The organism is Thermococcus marinus, from assembly GCF_055389025.1.
The window spans coordinates 1,875,187-1,892,212 of sequence record NZ_AP042417.1 but is presented as its reverse complement, the minus strand read 5'-3'; the positions used below and the strand labels follow the sequence as shown (position 1 = coordinate 1,892,212).

Here is a 17,026-nt window from a genome sequence, read left to right as displayed (position 1 = left end):
AAACTTCTGATGGGACGAGGTGGTAGAATGTGGCGCTCGGCGAAGTTCATAGATAATAACGTCGCCTTTTCGAGGATGCCGACGGTGGGTGAAATAGGTGAGGTGGCTAAGAGCTTCGATGCGGTTGTTGTCCTCGTGGAGGAGTTTGAGCTGCCCTACAGCCTGGACGAGTGGAAAAAGCGGGGCGTTGAGGTCCTCCACAGCCCTGTCAGGGACTTCTCTGCCCCGTCTGTAGAACAGCTCCTTGAAATCCTCCGCTGGATAGAGGGGAAAGTGACGGAAGGCAAGAAGGTTCTAATCCACTGCATGGGCGGGCTCGGAAGGAGCGGGACGGTTGCCGTTGCCTGGGTGATGTACTCCAAGAGGCTCCCGCTAAGGGAGGCGCTGAGGAGAGTCCGCATGGTGCGACCCGGTGCGGTTGAAGTCGAAGAGCAGGTTGAAGTTTTGAAAGAGTTGGAAAAGTCTCTTGGCAGGTAGTGGACGGTTCTGGCTCTCTTTTTCCTAATGAAGGCATTCTTTCACGTCTGTTTTGTAGAACTTCTTCAAAATTCGGCCAGGCAGCCAATGGACGACTGTACCTGTCCAAAGAATTAAAAGCACACCTGCCCACGCAATCTGGGGTGTTCACATGACGGGTGATGGTTTTTGGCCTGAGCAGAGCTATTAGGAGTTCGAAGAAAAACGCCATAATAGCCGAGCTGAAGCTCTATTCTCCCAAGTACGGCGACCTTCTCAAGGGCCGGGATCCCTTTGAGATTCTAAGGGCCTACGAGCGGGCCGGTGCCGTTGGAATCTCCTACATAACAGAGCCAAAGTACTTCAGGGGAAGCTTTGAGTTCCTCAGAAAGCTCTGCCAGGAAACGGAGCTGCCGGTTCTCAGGAAGGACTTCATAACCGAGAGGGAGGACATCGAAAGGACCGCTGAGGCGGGAGCGTCGGCCGTTCTCCTGATAGCAAGGCTTCTCGGGGAGGGGCTGGCCGAGCTCGTGGACGTTGCCAGGGAGCACGGACTTGACACCCTCGTGGAGGTGCACAGCGAAGGGGAGCTGAACATTGCCCTCCAGACCAACACGACGATGATAGGGATAAACAACCGGGACATAGGGAAGCTGGAGCTCGACGACGGGGACGTCTCCCTGACCGAAAGGCTCGCCCCTCTGATACCAAAGCGCTATGTTAGGGTTAGCGAGAGCGGCATTTCAACGATGGACGACCTCAGGAGGGCCCTTCGGCTGACGGACGCGGCTTTGATCGGCACCGCGCTGATGAAGGCAGAGGATCCGGAGAGACTCCTCAGGGAGTTCGTGGAGGTGAAGGTATGACCCTTCTGGAAAAGATAATTTCGGGAAGGAACCTCAGCTTCGAGGAGGCCTATGAACTCTTTCAGACGCTCGGGAAGGAGAGTGAGATCCGCATAGCCGCCTATCTCGCGGCGCTCCAGACAAAGGGCTACACTGGAGAGGAGATAGCGGGCCTTGCGAAGGCGATGCGCGACCAGGCGGTAAAGACAGACCTCGGAGAGGTGGCAGACACTGCCGGCACCGGCGGGGACGGGAGCTCGACCATAAACGTCAGCACTGCCTCGGCCCTTATCCTGTCCGCATTCAGGAGGGTCGCCAAGCACGGAAACACGTCGATAACTTCCAGGAGCGGCTCCGCGGACCTGCTGCGGGCCCTGGGAATAAACCCGGATATCGGCCCTGAGAAGGCCAGGGAAATGGTGGAGAAGGTCAACTTCACCTTCCTCTTCGCACCAAGGTACCATCCAGCGCTGAAGGGCATAATGCCCGTCAGAAAAGCCCTCAAGATAAAGACGGTCTTCAACGTCCTCGGCCCCCTTGCGAACCCTGCTGAGCCAGCCTATCAGCTGGTGGGGGTTAACTCTCCCGGGCTGGTTGACGTGATGGCAGAGGCGCTCTCCTTCCTCGGCGTTAAGAGGGCCCTCGTCGTTCACGGCGGAGGACTGGACGAAGTCAGCCCCTTCTCGGAAACGGCCATCGCCGAGGTGCGGAAGGAGGAAGTTGATAGGTACACCCTTTCGCCGGGGGATTTCGGGGTGGAGCCCGTAAAGCCGGCCCCCTGTTCGTCCCCCGAGGAAAGCGCCCTGAGGGTGAAAGAGGTTCTGGCGGGGAGAGGAAGGAAAGAGGACAGGAGCTTTGTGCTCGTTAACGCTTCGGCCGCCCTGTACGCCGCAGGAGTTGCCAGCGACTTCAGGGAAAGTGTGGAGATCGCCGAAAACGCCCTCGGAAGCGAAATGATCAAAAGGCTGGAGGCGATAGCGTGCCTTTCAAGAGGCTGAGGTACGTTGACCCCGTTGACCTGTACTCGGCCCTCAGAGACTTTGAAATGCCCTTCATCCTTCGTTCCGCGGAGAAAGGGAGCGAGAAAGCAAGGTTCACCTACGTCTCGGCGGTGCCCGAGTTCGTGGTCGAGGTGTCGGGAAAAGGAACCCTCGTGGACGGGGAAACGGTGTCCCATGAGAGCAACCCCTTCCGCGCCCTGAAAGGCCTCATGCGGGAGAAGGTTAAGGGAAACCGGTTCCTTGGCGGCTTCGTGGGCTACGTTGCCTACGATGCGGTCCACAACTACATTGGAGGAGAGATTGAAGAGCCCTCCGTCTTCGGCTACTACCCCTGGACCTTCGTTTACGACCACGCCTCAGGCACCTTCGGTTTCTTTTACCTCCAGGAACCGCCTTTCGACCCGGAGCTCGTGGTAACGCGGGCCAGGAGAACTGGGCGGGAGAGCACGGGGGGAGGCTCTTCGGTAATCTCCACCGACGCGGGGTTCGATGACTTCATCGAGATGGTGGAGAAGGGGAAAGAGTACATCCGGTCGGGTGACGTCTTTCAGGTCGTTCTGTCCAGGGAGTACCGGATAAAGACCGACCTCGACCCGCTGGAGATCTATGAGCGCCTCGTCGCCATAAACCCCAGCCCGTACACGTTCCTACTTGAGTTCGGCAAGACGGTTGTCGGGGCGTCGCCGGAAACAATGGGCTCTGTGGAGGGTCGGCTTTTTAAAATAAACCCAATAGCGGGCACCGCACCCAGGGGCAGGAGTCGCGAGGAAGACGATGCCCTGAGAAAGTGCCTCCTCAGCGATGAAAAGGAGAGGGCCGAGCACGTGATGCTCGTCGACCTTGCAAGGAACGACGTGAGGCGGGTTTCCAAGGCCGGGAGTGTGAGACTCGTCCGCTTCTTCGACGTCCTCCGCTACAGCCACGTCCAGCACATAGAGAGCGAGGTGGTTGGGGAGCTCAGGGACGACGTTACGGCCTTTGATGCGATGGAGGCGGCCTTTCCAGCTGGAACCCTGACGGGAGCCCCAAAGATAAGGGCGATGGAGATTATAGACGAGCTGGAGAAGAGCAGGAGGCGGGTCTACGGGGGAGCCGTTGGCTACTTTTCGACGACGGGCGATGCTGACCTGGCGATAGCCATCAGGATGGCGGAGATAGACCGGGTCGTCAGGGTGCGGGCCGGAGCAGGCATAGTTGCTGATTCAGTGCCGGAAAAGGAGTATCTGGAAACAGAGAACAAGATGAAAGCCGTCCTGAAGGCCCTGGGGGTGGTGGAATGATAGTCCTCGTGGACAACAGGGACTCCTTCGTTTGGAACCTCGCGGAGTACGCCTCGCTCTTTGACGATGTCATGGTCGTCCCCAACACCGTTTCGCCGGAGGACATCAAAAGGCTCGACCCCGACGGAATAATAATCTCTCCTGGCCCGGGGGCACCTTCGGACAGAAGGGAGGTCGGCAACTCGCCGGAGATCGTCCTTGAAGCCGAAGTCCCGGTGCTCGGCGTCTGTCTCGGCCACCAGATAATAGCGGAGGTCTTCGGGGGCACCGTCGGGAGGGTGACCCCGAGGCACGGCAAGGCAAGCCCCGTGAAGCACGACAGAAGGGGCATCTTCAGGGGCGTTAAAAACCCGCTTATGGGGGGCAGGTACCATTCGCTCGCGGTCCTCGACGTCCCAAAGGGCTTCAAGGTCACCGCCGTTTCTCTTGACGACGGCGTTGTCATGGGGATACGGCACAAGAAGCTCCCCATTGAGGGGGTGCAGTTCCACCCCGAGAGCGTTCTAACCGAGTGGGAGACCCGTGAAGGGCTTCGGATAATCAAAAACTTCGTGGAGATGACCAGATGATGTTCGTGAAAATATGCGGTGTCCGGAATTCGGACGAGCTGAGGCTTGTGGAGAGGTACGCCGACGCCACCGGAGTCGTGGTAAACTCGAACTCCAAAAGGAGAGTCCCGCTTGGAGTGGCGAGGGAGCTAATTGAGGGCTCAAGGATTCCCATCTACCTCGTGTCAACGATGGCTAGCTTCTCGGAGTGGGCCAACGCGATCGAAAGGACCGGCGCGGAGTACGTGCAGATACACTCGGACGCACACCCGAAAACGGTTGAGAGGCTCGTCTCCGAGTACGGCGTTTCCGTGATGAAGGCCTTCACCGTCCCGAGAAAGAGCACATCGCCCGGCGAGGATGCAGAGAGGCTTATGGAACTCATATCTCAGTACGAGGTGGACAGGGTTCTCCTCGACACCGGGGCGGGGAGCGGTAGGAGGCACGACTACCGGGTGAGCGCAATAGTGGCCAAAAAAATCCCGATAGTCCTTGCAGGGGGGCTGAGGCCCGAGAACGTTGAAGAGGCGGTAAAGTGGGTCAGGCCTGCCGGGGTGGACGTCTCAAGCGGAGTTGAGAGGAACGGCGTAAAGGACAGGACGCTTATAGAGGAGTTCATCGGGAGGGTTAGAAATGTGGTTCGGTAGCTTTGGGGGACAGTTCGTCCCCGAGACGCTCATGGAGCCCCTGAGGGAGCTCGAAAAGGCATACAACGAGCTTAAAAATGACGATGAGTTTAGGAATGCCCTCGATTACTACCTCCGCCACTGGGCCGGCAGGCCGACACCGCTCTACTACGCAAGGAGGCTGAGCGAGAAAATCGGTGGGGCCAGGATATACCTGAAGCGGGAAGATCTGCTCCACGGCGGCGCCCACAAGACCAACAACGCGATAGGACAGGCTCTCCTGGCCAAGTTTATGGGCAAAAGCCGGCTTATAGCCGAAACTGGGGCCGGTCAGCACGGTGTTGCGACGGCGATGGCAGGGGCCCTGCTGGAAATGAGCGTCGACGTGTACATGGGGGCAGAGGACGTGGAAAGGCAGTCCATGAACGTCTTCAGGATGAAGCTTCTGGGCGCGAGGGTTATTCCCGTTGAAAGCGGTTCAAGAACCCTAAAAGATGCAATAAACGAGGCCCTGAGAGACTGGGTGGCAAGCTTCGAGCACTCACACTACCTCATAGGCTCCGTCGTCGGGCCGCACCCCTACCCGATAATCGTCAGGGACTTCCAGTCGGTTATCGGGAGGGAGGCCAGGGACCAGATTCTGGAGGCCGAAGGAACGCTGCCAGATGCCATAGTGGCCTGCGTGGGGGGCGGAAGCAACGCCATGGGCATATTCTACCCCTTCGTCAATGACGACGTCAGGCTTATCGGCGTCGAGGCAGGAGGAAAGGGCCTTCACACCGGCCTTCACGCGGCATCCCTCAACGCTGGGGAGAGGGGAGTCTTCCATGGCATGCTGAGCTACTTCCTCCAGAACGAGGAGGGACAAATAGTCCCTGCCCACAGCGTATCCGCGGGCCTGGACTACCCAGGAGTTGGCCCGGAGCACGCCCACCTGAAGGAGGAGGGCAGGGCCGAGTACGTTACCGTGACTGATGATGAGGCACTGAAGGCCTTCCACGAGCTCTCCCGTACGGAAGGAATACTGCCGGCCCTTGAATCGGCCCATGCAGTTGCCTACGCCATGAAACTTGCCAGGGAGATGGAGAGGGACGAAATAATCATCGTTAACCTCTCGGGCAGGGGCGATAAAGACCTTGGAATAGTCATGAAGGTGAGTGGCGATGTTTGAGAGCGGTTCAATCATTCCCTACATCACCGCGGGAGACCCAAGCGTCAGGGCCACTCTTGGCTTCCTCGAAGCGGTTGCGGAATACTCGGGAGCCATAGAGCTTGGCGTTCCCTTCAGCGACCCCATGGCGGACGGAAAGACGATACAGGCCTCTCACGAGAGGGCGCTGAGGGGCGGCTTTAAGCTGGAGGAGCTGTTCCCGCTCGTAAAAGCCTTCCGGAGAAACTACGACACTCCCATTGTCCTCATGACGTACTACAACCCCGTCTACAGAACAGGCGTGAAGGAGTTCCTGGGCTCGGCAAAAGCCAGCGGTGTTGACGGGATTCTTGTCGTTGACCTTCCTGTTAGCCACGCGGGAGAGCTCCTGGAGACCGCCAGGGAGGAGGGAATAAAGACGGTGTTCCTGGCGGCACCCAACACCCCCGATGAGAGGCTTAAGGAAATCTGCCGGGCCTCAACGGGCTTCGTTTACCTCATATCCCTGTACGGCACCACCGGGGCCAGGGAGGAAATCTCCGAAACTGCTTTTCAGCTCCTGAGAAGGGCCAGGCGGCTGTGCACCAGAAAGCTCGCGGTCGGCTTCGGGGTTTCACGCAGAGAGCACGTGGAAAGGCTCCTTCAGAGTGGCGCAGACGGCGTGGTCGTGGGAAGTGCCCTAATAAGGCTGATAGAGGAACACGGGGAAAGAGCTGCTCCCCTCCTCAGGGAAAAGGTAAGGGAGCTCTCAGGGCTCTAAAACCCTGTAGAGCCTGTGGTACGCATCTTTTATTTCATTTTCACTGATCTTGTTCAAAAGACCTTCAAAGTTCGGCATCTTCCCAAGTGCTCTGATGAACTCTTCTATTTCCTCACGCGAGCGCTCCAGGACCTCCGCTATGAATTCCGGCGAGTCGTTGAGAACCGCCTTTCCGTACGTGGTTAAAAAACGATGTGAAGTCCCTCCAAAACGGTCAAGACCTATCTCAGCAGAAATTTCAAGGTATTTGAGGCCTATGAGGTAGGGGACGCCAACGACGAGTCCGACAATCCTGTCGTGTTCTTCAGCATCCATGACCTCCACCCTTCCACCCAAGGAGCGAAGAAAGCCCACAACCCACTCCGCATCTCCTTCCCTGCCCTCCACAGGCACGACAATGAAGAGCTGGCCTTCAAAGCTTTTCACACCCTCTCCGAACATCGGATGGACGCTGGCGACCTCACATCCTGGGGGAATTCCCTGTAAAGACCCACAATTTCCCTCTTGAAGGCGGCTATGTCAAAGATTACAACGTCCCTGGGCCGCTTTGAGGCTATTGTTGAGAGTTCTTTCAGAGTCTCCGGGATGACATCGAGCAAAGTGGCAATTACAATGACGTCGGCCCATTCGTAAAGCTCCCCGAGGCTCCCAAAGTCCATTTCCCTGTGGCGTGAGTAGAACTTCACCTCTCCCTTCAGACAACGCCCGAAGAGCCTGCCCATCCTCCCGTAGCCGACGATTCCAAAGCGCATTCAATCTCCTCCCTTATTATCCTGAGCCCCTCTTCCAGACGGCCTCCGCTGAGGGAAATCCTTATGAAGTCCTCGTAGGGGCCAAAAGCCGCTCCCGGAAAAACCGAGACCCCCTTCTGAAGGAGCCTCTCGGCGAACTCCACGCCATCCCCCGGCACCCGGAGGAAGATGTAGAACGCGCCCTCCGGCTCCCTGAATTCAAGACCGCGCAGAATCCTGGAGGCGATACTCACCCTCCGCTGGTACTCCCCCTTAACCGCCTCGACGATCTCTTCCCTGAGCTCAAGGGCCTTCAGGCCCGCCCTCTGAACGAATGGAGGGACACAGGTTGCCGTGGACTCTATAAACCTCCTTATCCTCGCCGCTTCCTTCTTCTCAGCCAGGGCGTAGCCGAGGCGGAAGCCCGTCATGGAGTAGAGCTTTGAGAACCCCTTGACCGTTACCGTGTTCTCATACAGCTCCCTGACCGGAGTGAAGTCCACGAAAGACAAATCGGCATACACCTCGTCTGAGAGCACCTTTATTCTTGATTCCTCCGCAACCTCAACGATTCCTTTCAGCTCGGAGCGCGATAGCACCCTTCCAGTCGGGTTGTTTGGGTAGTTGAGAATTAGCAGGTCGGCGTTGAGCTCCTCAAGGGACGGCGTCCACCCCTCCTCGAGGGTTGTCCTAATGAGCACCACCTCTTTTCCAAACTGGTTGGCTATCAGGGAGTAAGCGTTCCAGTGTGGAGATACCACTGCAACCCTCTTCGCCGCCGCAATCTCCGCCGCTATCAGAATCTTCGCACCAGGTCCCACCACGATTTCCTCAGGAGAAACACCCTCCAGATCCGCTATCGCCTCCCTGAGTTCCTGAATCCCGGAAGTCGATGTGTAGCCCGTCTCCCCTCTTCTAAGCGATTTAATTGTCTCCTCTATGATCTCTTCTCTCACGGGTATGTCCGGCTGGCCTGCATCGAGCCGTATCTTAGGATTAACCTCGCTTATCCTGTTGAAGAATTCGTACACGCTGAACATCCCTGCTCACCTCAAGGATAGCTTCAAAAACGGGTCTGAACTTCCCGGCCCGTTCAAGGACTTCCATTTCCCGGGCGGGATCGAGAATTGGAACGCTGAGCCTGGCCTTTACTTCCCCTATGCGCAGAGCTACTTCCATCCTCTCCTCAAGGAGGCGCAGTATCTCCCTATCTATTTCATCTATTCGTGCCCTAAGCGCCTTTATTTCCGATATGCTGTCAATCTGTGCCTTTAATATTGGCAGGACATCACCATCACCTGGCATTGAATTAAACGACGGATTTTAAGGCTTTGGACAGGCTCACCTGACTGCTCCCTCCCACGCCTTTCTCCTCAGCAGGTGATCCGCCAGAACAAAGGCAACCACCGCCTCAACCACAGGGAGTGCTTTCGGCACTATACAGGAGTCAAAGCGGCCCCTCAGCTTCAGCTCGGTCTCCTCCATCCTCGCGAGGTCAACAGTTCTCTGGGGCAGGTATATCGAGGGTGTGGGCTTGAATGCCGCCCTCACCACCAGAGGCATCCCAGTGGTTATCCCGCCGAGAACCCCTCCGTGGTTGTTGGTTTCCGTGAGGATTTTTCCGTTCCTTATCACAAAGGGGTCGTTGACTTCGCTCCCCCTTTTCTCGGCAAACCCGAAGCCGAGCCCGAACTCAACGCCCTTGACGGCTGGAATCCTGAAGAGTGCCGAGGCAATGTCCGCTTCAATGTCCTCGTCCCAGGGCCCGCCGAGGCCGGGAGGAACGTTAAGGGCAATCGCCTCAACCACTCCGCCAACGCTATCCCCCTCGGCCCGAGCCCGCTCCATTTCTTCTACCATCGTTTCAAAAGAGTCCGTCCGAGGGCAGTACGGGTTTTCCGACGAAAATACCTCCTCCGGGGTTACCTCGGGACACTTAACGCGGCCGATGCGCTTGATGTATGCTCTTAGATGTATTCCCTCCCTTTCAAGGAGCTTTTTGGCAAAGTACCCAGCTATCACAGCCCCCACAGTGAGCCTGCCCGAGAAGTGCCCCCCGCCGCGGTAGTCGTTGTAGCCGAAGTACTTTATTCCCGCAGGGTAGTCCGCGTGGCCAGGTCTCGGGGTGTGCAGTATCTCCTCGTAGTAGGAAGAATCGACGTCCCCATTCCAGACCATCACGGCCACCGGTGTTCCCGTCGTGAAGCCGTTGAAGACGCCGGAGAGTATTACCGGCTCGTCGTCCTCCCGCCTCTTCGTCGAAAACCTTGAGATACCCTTCCTCCGCTGGAGCTCTTTCCTCAGCTCCTCAACGTTCACTTCAATTCCCGGTGGCAATCCATCTATCAGGACCCCAACCGCCCTTCCATGACTCTCCCCGAAGAGGGTAAAGCTCAGGAGCTTTCCCTTCATTCGAGCAACCCCCTCAAATCTGCAAAGAAGCCGGGGTACGACTTCGCCACCACATTCTCATTCCGGATTACAGTCTCACCCCTTGCCCCAAGGCCCAGCACTGCCATGGCCATCGCAACCCTGTGGTCGTTGAAGTCCTCAACCACGACGCCCCTCGGCCTCCCTCCCCAGACCTCAAGACCGTCCTCCAGCTCCCTGACCCTGAGCCCCGCCCTTGAAAGGTTCAGGGCCATTGCGTGTACCCGGTCGCTTTCCTTGAACCTGAGCTGCTTCCCCCTTATGGTGCTCTTCCCGCCCCCGTAGGCCGCCAGGACCGTCAGGACCGGGAAAAGGTCCGGGAAGTCTGAGCAGTCTATTTCAAAGCTTTTCAGCTCTCCCTTCTGCACCTCCACGTAGTCTTTCCCCACGCGGACTTCGGCACCAATTTCCCTGAGGATGTCCAGAATGGCCCTGTCCGCCTGGACATCGGTAGGGTCAAGGTTCTCCACCCGGACTCTGCCGTAAAGCGCCCCCGCCACCAGTAGAAAGGCCGCGCTTGAGTAATCTCCAGGGACGCGGAAGCGGCACCCCTTCACCCCCGGAAAAACCGTAACGCCTTCCTCCCTCTTGAATTCCACGCCAAAGGCCTCCATCGTCCGGAGGGTCATCTCTATGTAGGGCCTTGAGACTGCACCTTCGAACCTCACCCGCATCCCCGTTTTAGAGGCGAGGATCAGGAGGGCGGTTACGAACTGGGAGGAGAGCGACGCATCAACGTTTACCTCACCCCCAACGCTCCCGCCGGCGACTTCAACGGGGAGAACCTCCCCTTTGACTTTAACTCCGAGTGACCTGAGTGCCCGGATGAGCGGACCCATGGGCCTCTCCCTGAGCCTTTTTCCTCCATCTATCACGCTCCTCCCTCGCGCAAGGGAAGCGACCGCAACGCTTATCCTCGCCGTCGTGCCGGACTCTTCAGCGTTCACAGCGGCGGGGCGGAGCTCCTCGGGCGGGACGATTCTTCTCCAATCCGCCTCGGCCCCAAACGCCCTAACTGCCCCCAGAGTTGCCCTGGTGTCGTCGCTCTTCAGGGGGTTCAATATCTCGCTCTCCCCTTCCGAGAGGAGCGCAAGGAAGAGCGCCCTGTGGGTGTAGCTCTTGGAAGGGGGCGCCTGAACCCTCCCCTCAACGCCTTCAACCGGCTTTATCCTCAAGCTATCACCTCAGACTCGTTATTTCAACCTTCCCGAACCTCTCCCATTCCTGGGCGAGGCGTTCGGGCTCATCCGTTAGGGCGAAGAAAGCCGGCCCCTTTCCGCTCAGTCCGGCAACCGCACCGAGCCTCAGGGCAGTTCCGATTGGCCCGGTTGAATGTCCGAGGAAAGATGCGTAGAGAAGCCCGTTGATCACGAGGGCCTTCCTCCACTCCCCCCTGAGGGCCATCTCAAACGCCTTCTCGATGTATGGGGCGATTGGAGAAAAGTCCACTCCAGAGAGATGGGACGTCATTAGCGTTTCCCCGGGTATCAAGAGCACAACTGGCTCCGGGTCGACATCGGCCCTCATCAACAGCTCGTCCCTCCTGTTGTCGGTTATGCAGAGGCCACCCAGGAGGGAAGCCGAGGCGTCATCAAAGGCCCCTGTGATGGTTACTCCGGCCTCCCTCGCGGCCTCAACCCCAAGCTTTACCGCCTGCAAGGGGCCTATTTCCACCCCGAGGGCATCGTAGAGCGCGAGTAGGAGGGCGTTGGCCGCGGCTGAGCTGCTTTTGAGACCCTTTCCAACTGGTATCTCAGAGCTTATCTCGAACTCCACCCCAAACTCCTCGCCGGTGGAGCGCCTCACGACTTCGACCACGGCATTAACGAGCCTGAAGTCCCTGTAGTCCCTTCCCCTCACGGTTATGCTCCCGGATATCCCCTCCCCTCTGAGCTTTACCCTCGCCTCTGTCCACAGGTCTATTCCGAGGGCCGCTCCCCTCCCCGTGGCAAAGGCGTTTATCACGGTCACAGCGCTACCCGCTCTCCCGTAGCCCCTCAAGGGCAGCCCCCCTCATCAGTTCTGGATCCACGGATTTTCCGGTCCAGAGACGAAAGCTCTCCACGCCCTGGTAAACGAGCATCCAGAGCCCGTCGACCGTTGTGCACCCCCTCCCCTCAGCCTCTCTGAGCAGCCTGGTTCTCAGAGGTTTGTAGACGATATCCATGACAACCAACCCCTCCCGGAGTAAATCCGGGGGAACCGGAGTCTCGCTGGAGTTCATGCCAACAGGGGTGGCGTTTATGATTATGTCGGCCCATGAAGTGTAGCGCCTGAGGTTCTCCTCAGTTAGAGCCTCCCCCACGGCGCCGAACCTCTCCAGGGCCTTCGCCCTCTCAGGGGTTCTGTTGAGGACGACGACGTTCGACGTCTTTGAGAGCTCATAAACTATGGCCCTTCCCGCGCCGCCTGCCCCGATTACGAGGACGTTCCTTCCCCTGAGGCCGGTCACGGTTTCAAGGGCCCTCCTCGCGCCCAAGCCGTCGGTGTTGTAGCCAACCAGCTCACCGTCGTTTACGACCGTGTTAACGCTCCCTATCTCCTCGGCCTCCTCCGACAGCCCATCGAGGTGGTTAATCACAGCCTCCTTGTGGGGCATGGTGACGTTCAGGCCCCCAATACCCAGCCCCCTCACGCCATCTATGGCCATTTCCAGCCGCTCAGGGGGGACTTCAAAGGCCAGGTAGACCGCGTTTATTCCCGCCTCCCTGAATGCGGCGTTGTGCATCGCGGGACTCAGGGAGTGCCTGGCGGGGAACCCTATCACGCCGTAGAGCATCGTTTCAGCGTCCATCCAGCAACACCAGGAGTTTTTTGAGTTCCTCCACACTCATCTGGCCCGGGGCCGCCTCACCATCTATGGCGGCGTAGGTAAACGGGGCAAGGAGCGCGCTGAAGAGCCGGGATATCCTCCCCAACGGCCCCATACAGAAGGCTATGACTTTCTCCGCCTCCTCGTATAGCCTCAGAACCCTCAGGTTGTCCCTGTAAGATCTGGCCGTCGGGACGATTTTTATCACATCGGGACCCCTTGCCCTCATATCCTCCAGGACTTCGAGGAGCTCACCGATGGAGGGTGTTTTTTCGAAGTTGTGGTACGACAGCACAACGCCGACGCCCTTCCTCCTGCCCTCCCTCATGACTTCATCAGATATCTCCGACTGCGCCTCGACGTCAATGTACCTTGGCCCCAGGGCCGTTGCCTTCCTGTAAAGCTCAAGCCTCTCCTCCTCTGGAATCCGCCTGTGGCCGCCCTCTTCAGCCCGCCTGACGGTCAGGATTAGCCTATCCGCGAAGGGCCCCAGCGGCGATAGGTCAAAGGAGTCAAAGTAGTCCAGTCTGACCTCGTAGAGGTCTGCCCTGCACCGCCTAATCTTTTCAGCCGCTTCTCGCGCGTTTCCGGCCAAAACCACTCCCGCTATCATCTCACCGCCTCCAGGGCCCTTCTCACGAGGCTTTCATCAACTTCCTCAACCACCACATCGCCAATTTCAACCGGTACCACAAAGGTCAGCCTTCCGTACCACGCTTTTTTGTCGAGCCTCATCTCCCTCAAGACATCGTCCGGCTCAAAGGGCAGCCTGGTCGGGAGCCCGAACCGCTCAAGAAGCTCCTCCACCTTCCCTGAGTCGAAACCGTAGAGCTCCTCCCCCACCTTGGCGGCCACCCTCAGGCCTATCGAAACGGCCTGGCCGTGCCTTATCCTGTAGTCAGAGAGCTTTTCGATGGCGTGGGCGGTGGTGTGGCCGAGGTTGAGGACGCGCCTCGCACCGCTTTCCCTGAAATCTTCTGAGACAACCCTCATTTTCACGCTGACACAGGCCTTCACGAGGGCAGCATCTAACTCTTCCACCGAGCGGAGGTCTTTGAGGAGGGAATATACGTCCCTGCTGAGGATTCCATACTTGACGACCTCCCCCATCCCGTTGAGGAGCTCCTCCCTGGGCAGAGTGGAGAGCGTCTCGTGGGCCACCAGCACGAAGTCTGGAAGGTAAAACGTCCCCACCATGTTCTTGCCGTTGAAGTTGACCCCGGTCTTTCCCCCTATCGCGGCATCCACCTGCGCTAAAAGCGTCGTCGGGACGAGACCGAGCATGGTGCCCCTCATGTACGTGGAGGCCACGAAGCCGGCTATGTCCGTGATGACCCCACCACCTAACCCTATGAGGAGGGACTTCCTAGTAAAGCCGAGCTCCTGCAGTCTTCTCCAGATTTCTTTCACAGTCTCGATGTTCTTGTATTCCTCCCCGTCCGGGATAACTATGCTCTCAGCTCCCAGCTCCCCGAGCTTTTCAAGCCACAGGCTCCCAACCGTCGTATTGGTCAGGACAACCGTCATGTGGGGAGAAAGGTTTGAAACGAGGGAAAAAATGTCCGAGAGGGCCCCAAACCTTATGTTGTCCATCCAACACCACCCAGCTCGACGAGGAGAACCTCCGTTGCCCAGTCAACCTCCTGCAATTTCCCCGTTTCCATACTCCCTTGTCCTCTCCCCGTGTCCTCTTCCCCCTGAGTGTTCTTCCATCCGAGTCTCTCAAGCTCATCAAGCAGTTTCTCGAAGTCCCTGAATGTGAGCTGCTGCGCCGCGTCCGACACCGCTTTTTCAGGCTCGGGGTGAACCTCCACCATGATGCCGTCGGCCCCGACCGCGTAGGCTGCCTTGGCCAGTGGAATGACAAGGCTCCTCTTTCCGGCCGGGTGGGACGGGTCAACGACTATGGGAAGGTGGGAAAGCTCCTTGGCAACGGGCACCGCTGAGATGTCAAGTGTGAAGCGCGTTGAGGGCTCGAACGTCCTTATTCCACGCTCGCAGAGAATTACGTTCTCGTTGCCCTCGCTCATAATGTACTCCGCGGAATATAGGAGCTCCTGCACGGTGTTGCCCATGCCCCTCTTGAGGAGGACAGGGTTGTCAAGCCTCCCGACCTCCTTGAGCAGTTCAAAGTTCTGGGCGTTCCTTGCCCCAATCTGAACGATGTCGGAGTACTTTGCAACAAGTGGGACGTGCCTGGTGTCCATTACTTCTGTCACCGTCACCAGGCCGTACTCGTCGGCTGCCTTTCTCATCCAGAGGAGGGCTTTCTCACCGTGGCCCTGGAAGGAATAGGGGCTCGTCCTGGGCTTGAAGGCGCCTCCCCTGAGCACCTTTACACCCATTTCAGCCAGAAACTCGGCTACCTTCATTATCATCTCTTCGCTCTCGATGGCACAGGGACCGGCCATTATCGTGAACCCGTCACCTATTTTGACGTTCCCAACCTTAACTACGGTCTTTGGCCTGTACTCCCTGCTGTATTTCACTCAGACCACCTCCACAATCCTTTCCAGTACGGAATCCGCAGTCAGGCCGTAGCGCCTCAACAGGGAGAAGTAGTCCCTGCTCGACCTCCCGAAGTCGACAGTCCCTATCCTCACCACCCTGCGAGGGAGCTTCTCTGATAGGGCCTCTGCAACGGCCCCTCCAAGGCCGCCGTAGATGCTATGCTCCTCCATCGTGATGACGGTGTTGACCTTCTTCGCCAGCCTCAGAAGAGTTCCTTCATCGAGGGGCTTCACCGTGTGCATATCTACAACTCCAGCCTCGACGCTCCTCTTTTCCAGCCGCTCCGCCACCTCGAGGGCCACTGAAACCATCACGCCGTTGGCGACTATCAGGACGTCGCTGCCCCTCCTCAGAACGCTTGCCTCACCGAGCTTAAGTCCCGGGTTTTCGTAGACCCTCGGCGCGTGGTCCCTGCCAAGGCGCATGTACACCGGCCCCTCGTGCGCTATCACTTCCCTAAGGAGTACAGGAACTGAGGGAGCGTCGGCCGGCACCACCACCGTCATGTTGGGCAGGGTGCGCATCAGGGCCACGTCCTCAAGGCACTGGTGTGAAGAGCCGTCCATGTGGTCGGAAAAGCCCGAGTGCGTTGGTATGAGCTTGACGTTGAGGTTGTCCCTCGCCACGGTGTTCCTTATCTGCTCCCAGGCCCTCATCAGGAACACTGCAAACGCCGAAACAACCGGAACCTTTCCGGCTATCGCCAGGCCTGCAGCCGTTGAGACCATGTCCTGCTCGCTTATCCCGACCTGAATGAACCGCTCTGGAAAGGCCCTCTCAAAGTACACCGTCTTTGTGGAGTTCTTGACATCGGCGTCAACCACGACAAGGTTTTCATGCTCTCTGCCGAGCTCTACCAGAGCCCGTCCAAAGGCCTCCCTGAAGCTCTCTATCACTCCCCCCACCTCGCTATTATGACCTTGGGCCTGCCCTCTATGCCCTCCGCGCGCTCCAGTGCCTCCCCTATCGCCTCCTCCCTGTTGGGCACCTCGATGACCTCCCATCCGAAGGCCCGCCACTTCTCAGCCAGGGGTTCCTTGTTGAGAATCTCCTCCGTCTTTCCGGTGAGCTGGAAGTAGTTCCTGTCAACGATTGCTATGACTCTGTCCAGCCCGTGGTGTGCGGCGGTCATCGCGGCCTCCCAGACCTGACCCTCGTCGAGCTCCCCGTCACCGAGTATCACGTATATCCTGCCCTCCTCGCCGTCCATGCGCTTTGCAAGGGCTATCCCGTTGGCCACCGAAAGCCCCTGACCGAGGGAACCGCTGGAGACCTCTATGAACGGCAGTCCGCGCAGGACGTGGCTCGGCAGGCCGTCGATGTCGGCGAAGCTGTAGAGCTCTTCGTCGCTTAGAAGGCCCATCTCGTGGAGCATCACGTAGAACGCTGGAGCGGAGTGCCCCTTGCTCAGTATCACTACGTCGTCGTCTTCTTTCCTCCTGAGTACTGCCGCGAGTATGTTCAGGCACGTCTCTGAAGATTCGAGATGGAAGTTGGACACAGGAGAGAGCATTGCCCTCAGTTTGACCTGCGGACGAAGGGCTTCACTCATCGCCATCCACCTCCAGGATGCTGAGAACGAGAAGGCCGTGTTCCGTCAGCCGGACGGGCCTTGGGTTGTCCTTGGTGCCGTAGTCAATCAGCCCCAGCTCCTTGAGTATTCTTGCGTTGAGTTTCAGCGTCGATATTGGCCTCTTCTCACGCCTGCTAATCTCTTCCAGAAGGGAGTTTAGGGAGCGGTGCCTGCCGTTGATGCTCCTCAGTATCAGCCGCTGGTTCTCGTTCAAAGCCCTTAGAATCAGCTTCTTTATCACTTCGTCCCCGCCAGGGCTCACCAATATTGGCGGGACATCACCCATTGGCGGGACATCACCTG

At 58.2% G+C, this 17,026-nt stretch carries 22 protein-coding genes; 8 read left to right on the top strand and 14 right to left on the bottom strand.

All coding sequences use genetic code 11. The features are described from left to right. Positions 1–27: 27 nt before the first annotated feature. The 8 genes from ACZ5ER_RS10525 (at position 28) to trpA (ending at position 6,666) form a co-directional block, all read left to right on the top strand. Complete coding sequence (locus ACZ5ER_RS10525; protein ID WP_464934419.1) at positions 28–477, top strand: protein-tyrosine phosphatase family protein; 450 nt, start codon at positions 28–30, stop codon at positions 475–477. Between the two features lie 158 nt (positions 478–635). After that, a complete protein-coding gene (gene trpC / locus ACZ5ER_RS10520; protein ID WP_464934418.1) occupies positions 636–1,322 on the top strand; it encodes an indole-3-glycerol phosphate synthase TrpC in 687 nt (228 codons plus the stop codon). Continuing rightward, complete coding sequence (gene trpD / locus ACZ5ER_RS10515; protein ID WP_464934417.1) at positions 1,319–2,299, top strand: anthranilate phosphoribosyltransferase; 981 nt, start codon at positions 1,319–1,321, stop codon at positions 2,297–2,299. Before trpC ends, trpD begins: the two co-directional genes overlap by 4 nt. Next, entirely contained in the window at positions 2,281–3,582 is a 1,302-nt protein-coding gene (locus ACZ5ER_RS10510) for an anthranilate synthase component I (RefSeq protein ID WP_464934416.1), read from the top strand. The genes trpD and ACZ5ER_RS10510 overlap by 19 nt, the downstream gene beginning before the upstream one ends. After that, entirely contained in the window at positions 3,579–4,151 is a 573-nt protein-coding gene (locus ACZ5ER_RS10505; protein ID WP_464934415.1) for an aminodeoxychorismate/anthranilate synthase component II, read from the top strand. Before ACZ5ER_RS10510 ends, ACZ5ER_RS10505 begins: the two co-directional genes overlap by 4 nt. After that, positions 4,151–4,777, top strand: coding sequence for a phosphoribosylanthranilate isomerase (locus tag ACZ5ER_RS10500; RefSeq protein ID WP_464935210.1), 627 nt, complete (start codon positions 4,151–4,153; stop codon positions 4,775–4,777). Before ACZ5ER_RS10505 ends, ACZ5ER_RS10500 begins: the two co-directional genes overlap by 1 nt. After that, a complete protein-coding gene (gene trpB / locus ACZ5ER_RS10495) occupies positions 4,764–5,927 on the top strand; it encodes a tryptophan synthase subunit beta (RefSeq protein ID WP_464934414.1) in 1,164 nt (387 codons plus the stop codon). Before ACZ5ER_RS10500 ends, trpB begins: the two co-directional genes overlap by 14 nt. After that, positions 5,920–6,666, top strand: coding sequence for a tryptophan synthase subunit alpha (trpA, locus tag ACZ5ER_RS10490; protein ID WP_464935209.1), 747 nt, complete (start codon positions 5,920–5,922; stop codon positions 6,664–6,666). Before trpB ends, trpA begins: the two co-directional genes overlap by 8 nt. On the opposite strand, the gene ACZ5ER_RS10485 is transcribed toward trpA, so the two are convergent. From ACZ5ER_RS10485 to ACZ5ER_RS10420, 14 genes are read right to left on the bottom strand one after another with little or no spacing between them, the layout of a single operon-like run. Beyond that, positions 6,655–7,092 (bottom strand): hypothetical protein, encoded by a 438-nt coding sequence (locus ACZ5ER_RS10485; protein ID WP_464934413.1) that lies wholly within the window; start codon positions 7,090–7,092, stop codon positions 6,655–6,657. The genes trpA and ACZ5ER_RS10485 overlap by 12 nt on opposite strands. Then, positions 7,089–7,418 (bottom strand): hypothetical protein, encoded by a 330-nt coding sequence (locus tag ACZ5ER_RS10480; protein WP_464934412.1) that lies wholly within the window; start codon positions 7,416–7,418, stop codon positions 7,089–7,091. The genes ACZ5ER_RS10485 and ACZ5ER_RS10480 overlap by 4 nt, the downstream gene beginning before the upstream one ends. Beyond that, positions 7,361–8,437, bottom strand: coding sequence for a pyridoxal phosphate-dependent aminotransferase (locus ACZ5ER_RS10475; protein ID WP_464934411.1), 1,077 nt, complete (start codon positions 8,435–8,437; stop codon positions 7,361–7,363). The genes ACZ5ER_RS10480 and ACZ5ER_RS10475 overlap by 58 nt, the downstream gene beginning before the upstream one ends. After that, positions 8,394–8,702, bottom strand: a complete 309-nt coding sequence (locus ACZ5ER_RS10470; protein ID WP_464934410.1) for a chorismate mutase — start codon at positions 8,700–8,702, stop codon at positions 8,394–8,396. The genes ACZ5ER_RS10475 and ACZ5ER_RS10470 overlap by 44 nt, the downstream gene beginning before the upstream one ends. Positions 8,703–8,738: 36 nt before the next feature. Then, complete coding sequence (aroC, locus tag ACZ5ER_RS10465) at positions 8,739–9,809, bottom strand: chorismate synthase (protein WP_464934409.1); 1,071 nt, start codon at positions 9,807–9,809, stop codon at positions 8,739–8,741. After that, positions 9,806–11,002 carry a 3-phosphoshikimate 1-carboxyvinyltransferase gene (gene aroA / locus ACZ5ER_RS10460; protein ID WP_464934408.1) on the bottom strand — a complete coding sequence of 399 codons (1,197 nt, stop codon included), beginning with the start codon at positions 11,000–11,002 and terminating at the stop codon, positions 9,806–9,808. Before aroA ends, aroC begins: the two co-directional genes overlap by 4 nt. A gap of 4 nt (positions 11,003–11,006) precedes the next feature. Then, positions 11,007–11,828, bottom strand: coding sequence for a shikimate kinase (locus ACZ5ER_RS10455; protein WP_464934407.1), 822 nt, complete (start codon positions 11,826–11,828; stop codon positions 11,007–11,009). Then, positions 11,803–12,621: a shikimate dehydrogenase gene (locus ACZ5ER_RS10450; protein WP_464934406.1), complete on the bottom strand. Its 819-nt coding sequence runs from the start codon at positions 12,619–12,621 to the stop codon at positions 11,803–11,805. The genes ACZ5ER_RS10455 and ACZ5ER_RS10450 overlap by 26 nt, the downstream gene beginning before the upstream one ends. Continuing rightward, a complete protein-coding gene (locus tag ACZ5ER_RS10445; RefSeq protein WP_464934405.1) occupies positions 12,611–13,252 on the bottom strand; it encodes a 3-dehydroquinate dehydratase in 642 nt (213 codons plus the stop codon). The genes ACZ5ER_RS10450 and ACZ5ER_RS10445 overlap by 11 nt, the downstream gene beginning before the upstream one ends. Continuing rightward, a complete protein-coding gene (gene aroB / locus ACZ5ER_RS10440) occupies positions 13,249–14,232 on the bottom strand; it encodes a 3-dehydroquinate synthase (protein ID WP_464934404.1) in 984 nt (327 codons plus the stop codon). The genes ACZ5ER_RS10445 and aroB overlap by 4 nt, the downstream gene beginning before the upstream one ends. After that, a complete protein-coding gene (gene aroF / locus ACZ5ER_RS10435) occupies positions 14,220–15,128 on the bottom strand; it encodes a 3-deoxy-7-phosphoheptulonate synthase (RefSeq protein WP_464934403.1) in 909 nt (302 codons plus the stop codon). The genes aroB and aroF overlap by 13 nt, the downstream gene beginning before the upstream one ends. After that, positions 15,129–16,046 carry a transketolase family protein gene (locus ACZ5ER_RS10430; protein WP_464934402.1) on the bottom strand — a complete coding sequence of 306 codons (918 nt, stop codon included), beginning with the start codon at positions 16,044–16,046 and terminating at the stop codon, positions 15,129–15,131. Further along, positions 16,043–16,702 (bottom strand): thiamine pyrophosphate-dependent enzyme, encoded by a 660-nt coding sequence (locus tag ACZ5ER_RS10425; RefSeq protein WP_464934401.1) that lies wholly within the window; start codon positions 16,700–16,702, stop codon positions 16,043–16,045. The genes ACZ5ER_RS10430 and ACZ5ER_RS10425 overlap by 4 nt, the downstream gene beginning before the upstream one ends. Further along, the gene (locus tag ACZ5ER_RS10420) at positions 16,695–17,009 is read right to left on the bottom strand and encodes a hypothetical protein (RefSeq protein ID WP_464935208.1); all 315 of its coding nucleotides are present in this window, start codon (positions 17,007–17,009) and stop codon (positions 16,695–16,697) included. The genes ACZ5ER_RS10425 and ACZ5ER_RS10420 overlap by 8 nt, the downstream gene beginning before the upstream one ends. Positions 17,010–17,026: the final 17 nt, after the last annotated feature.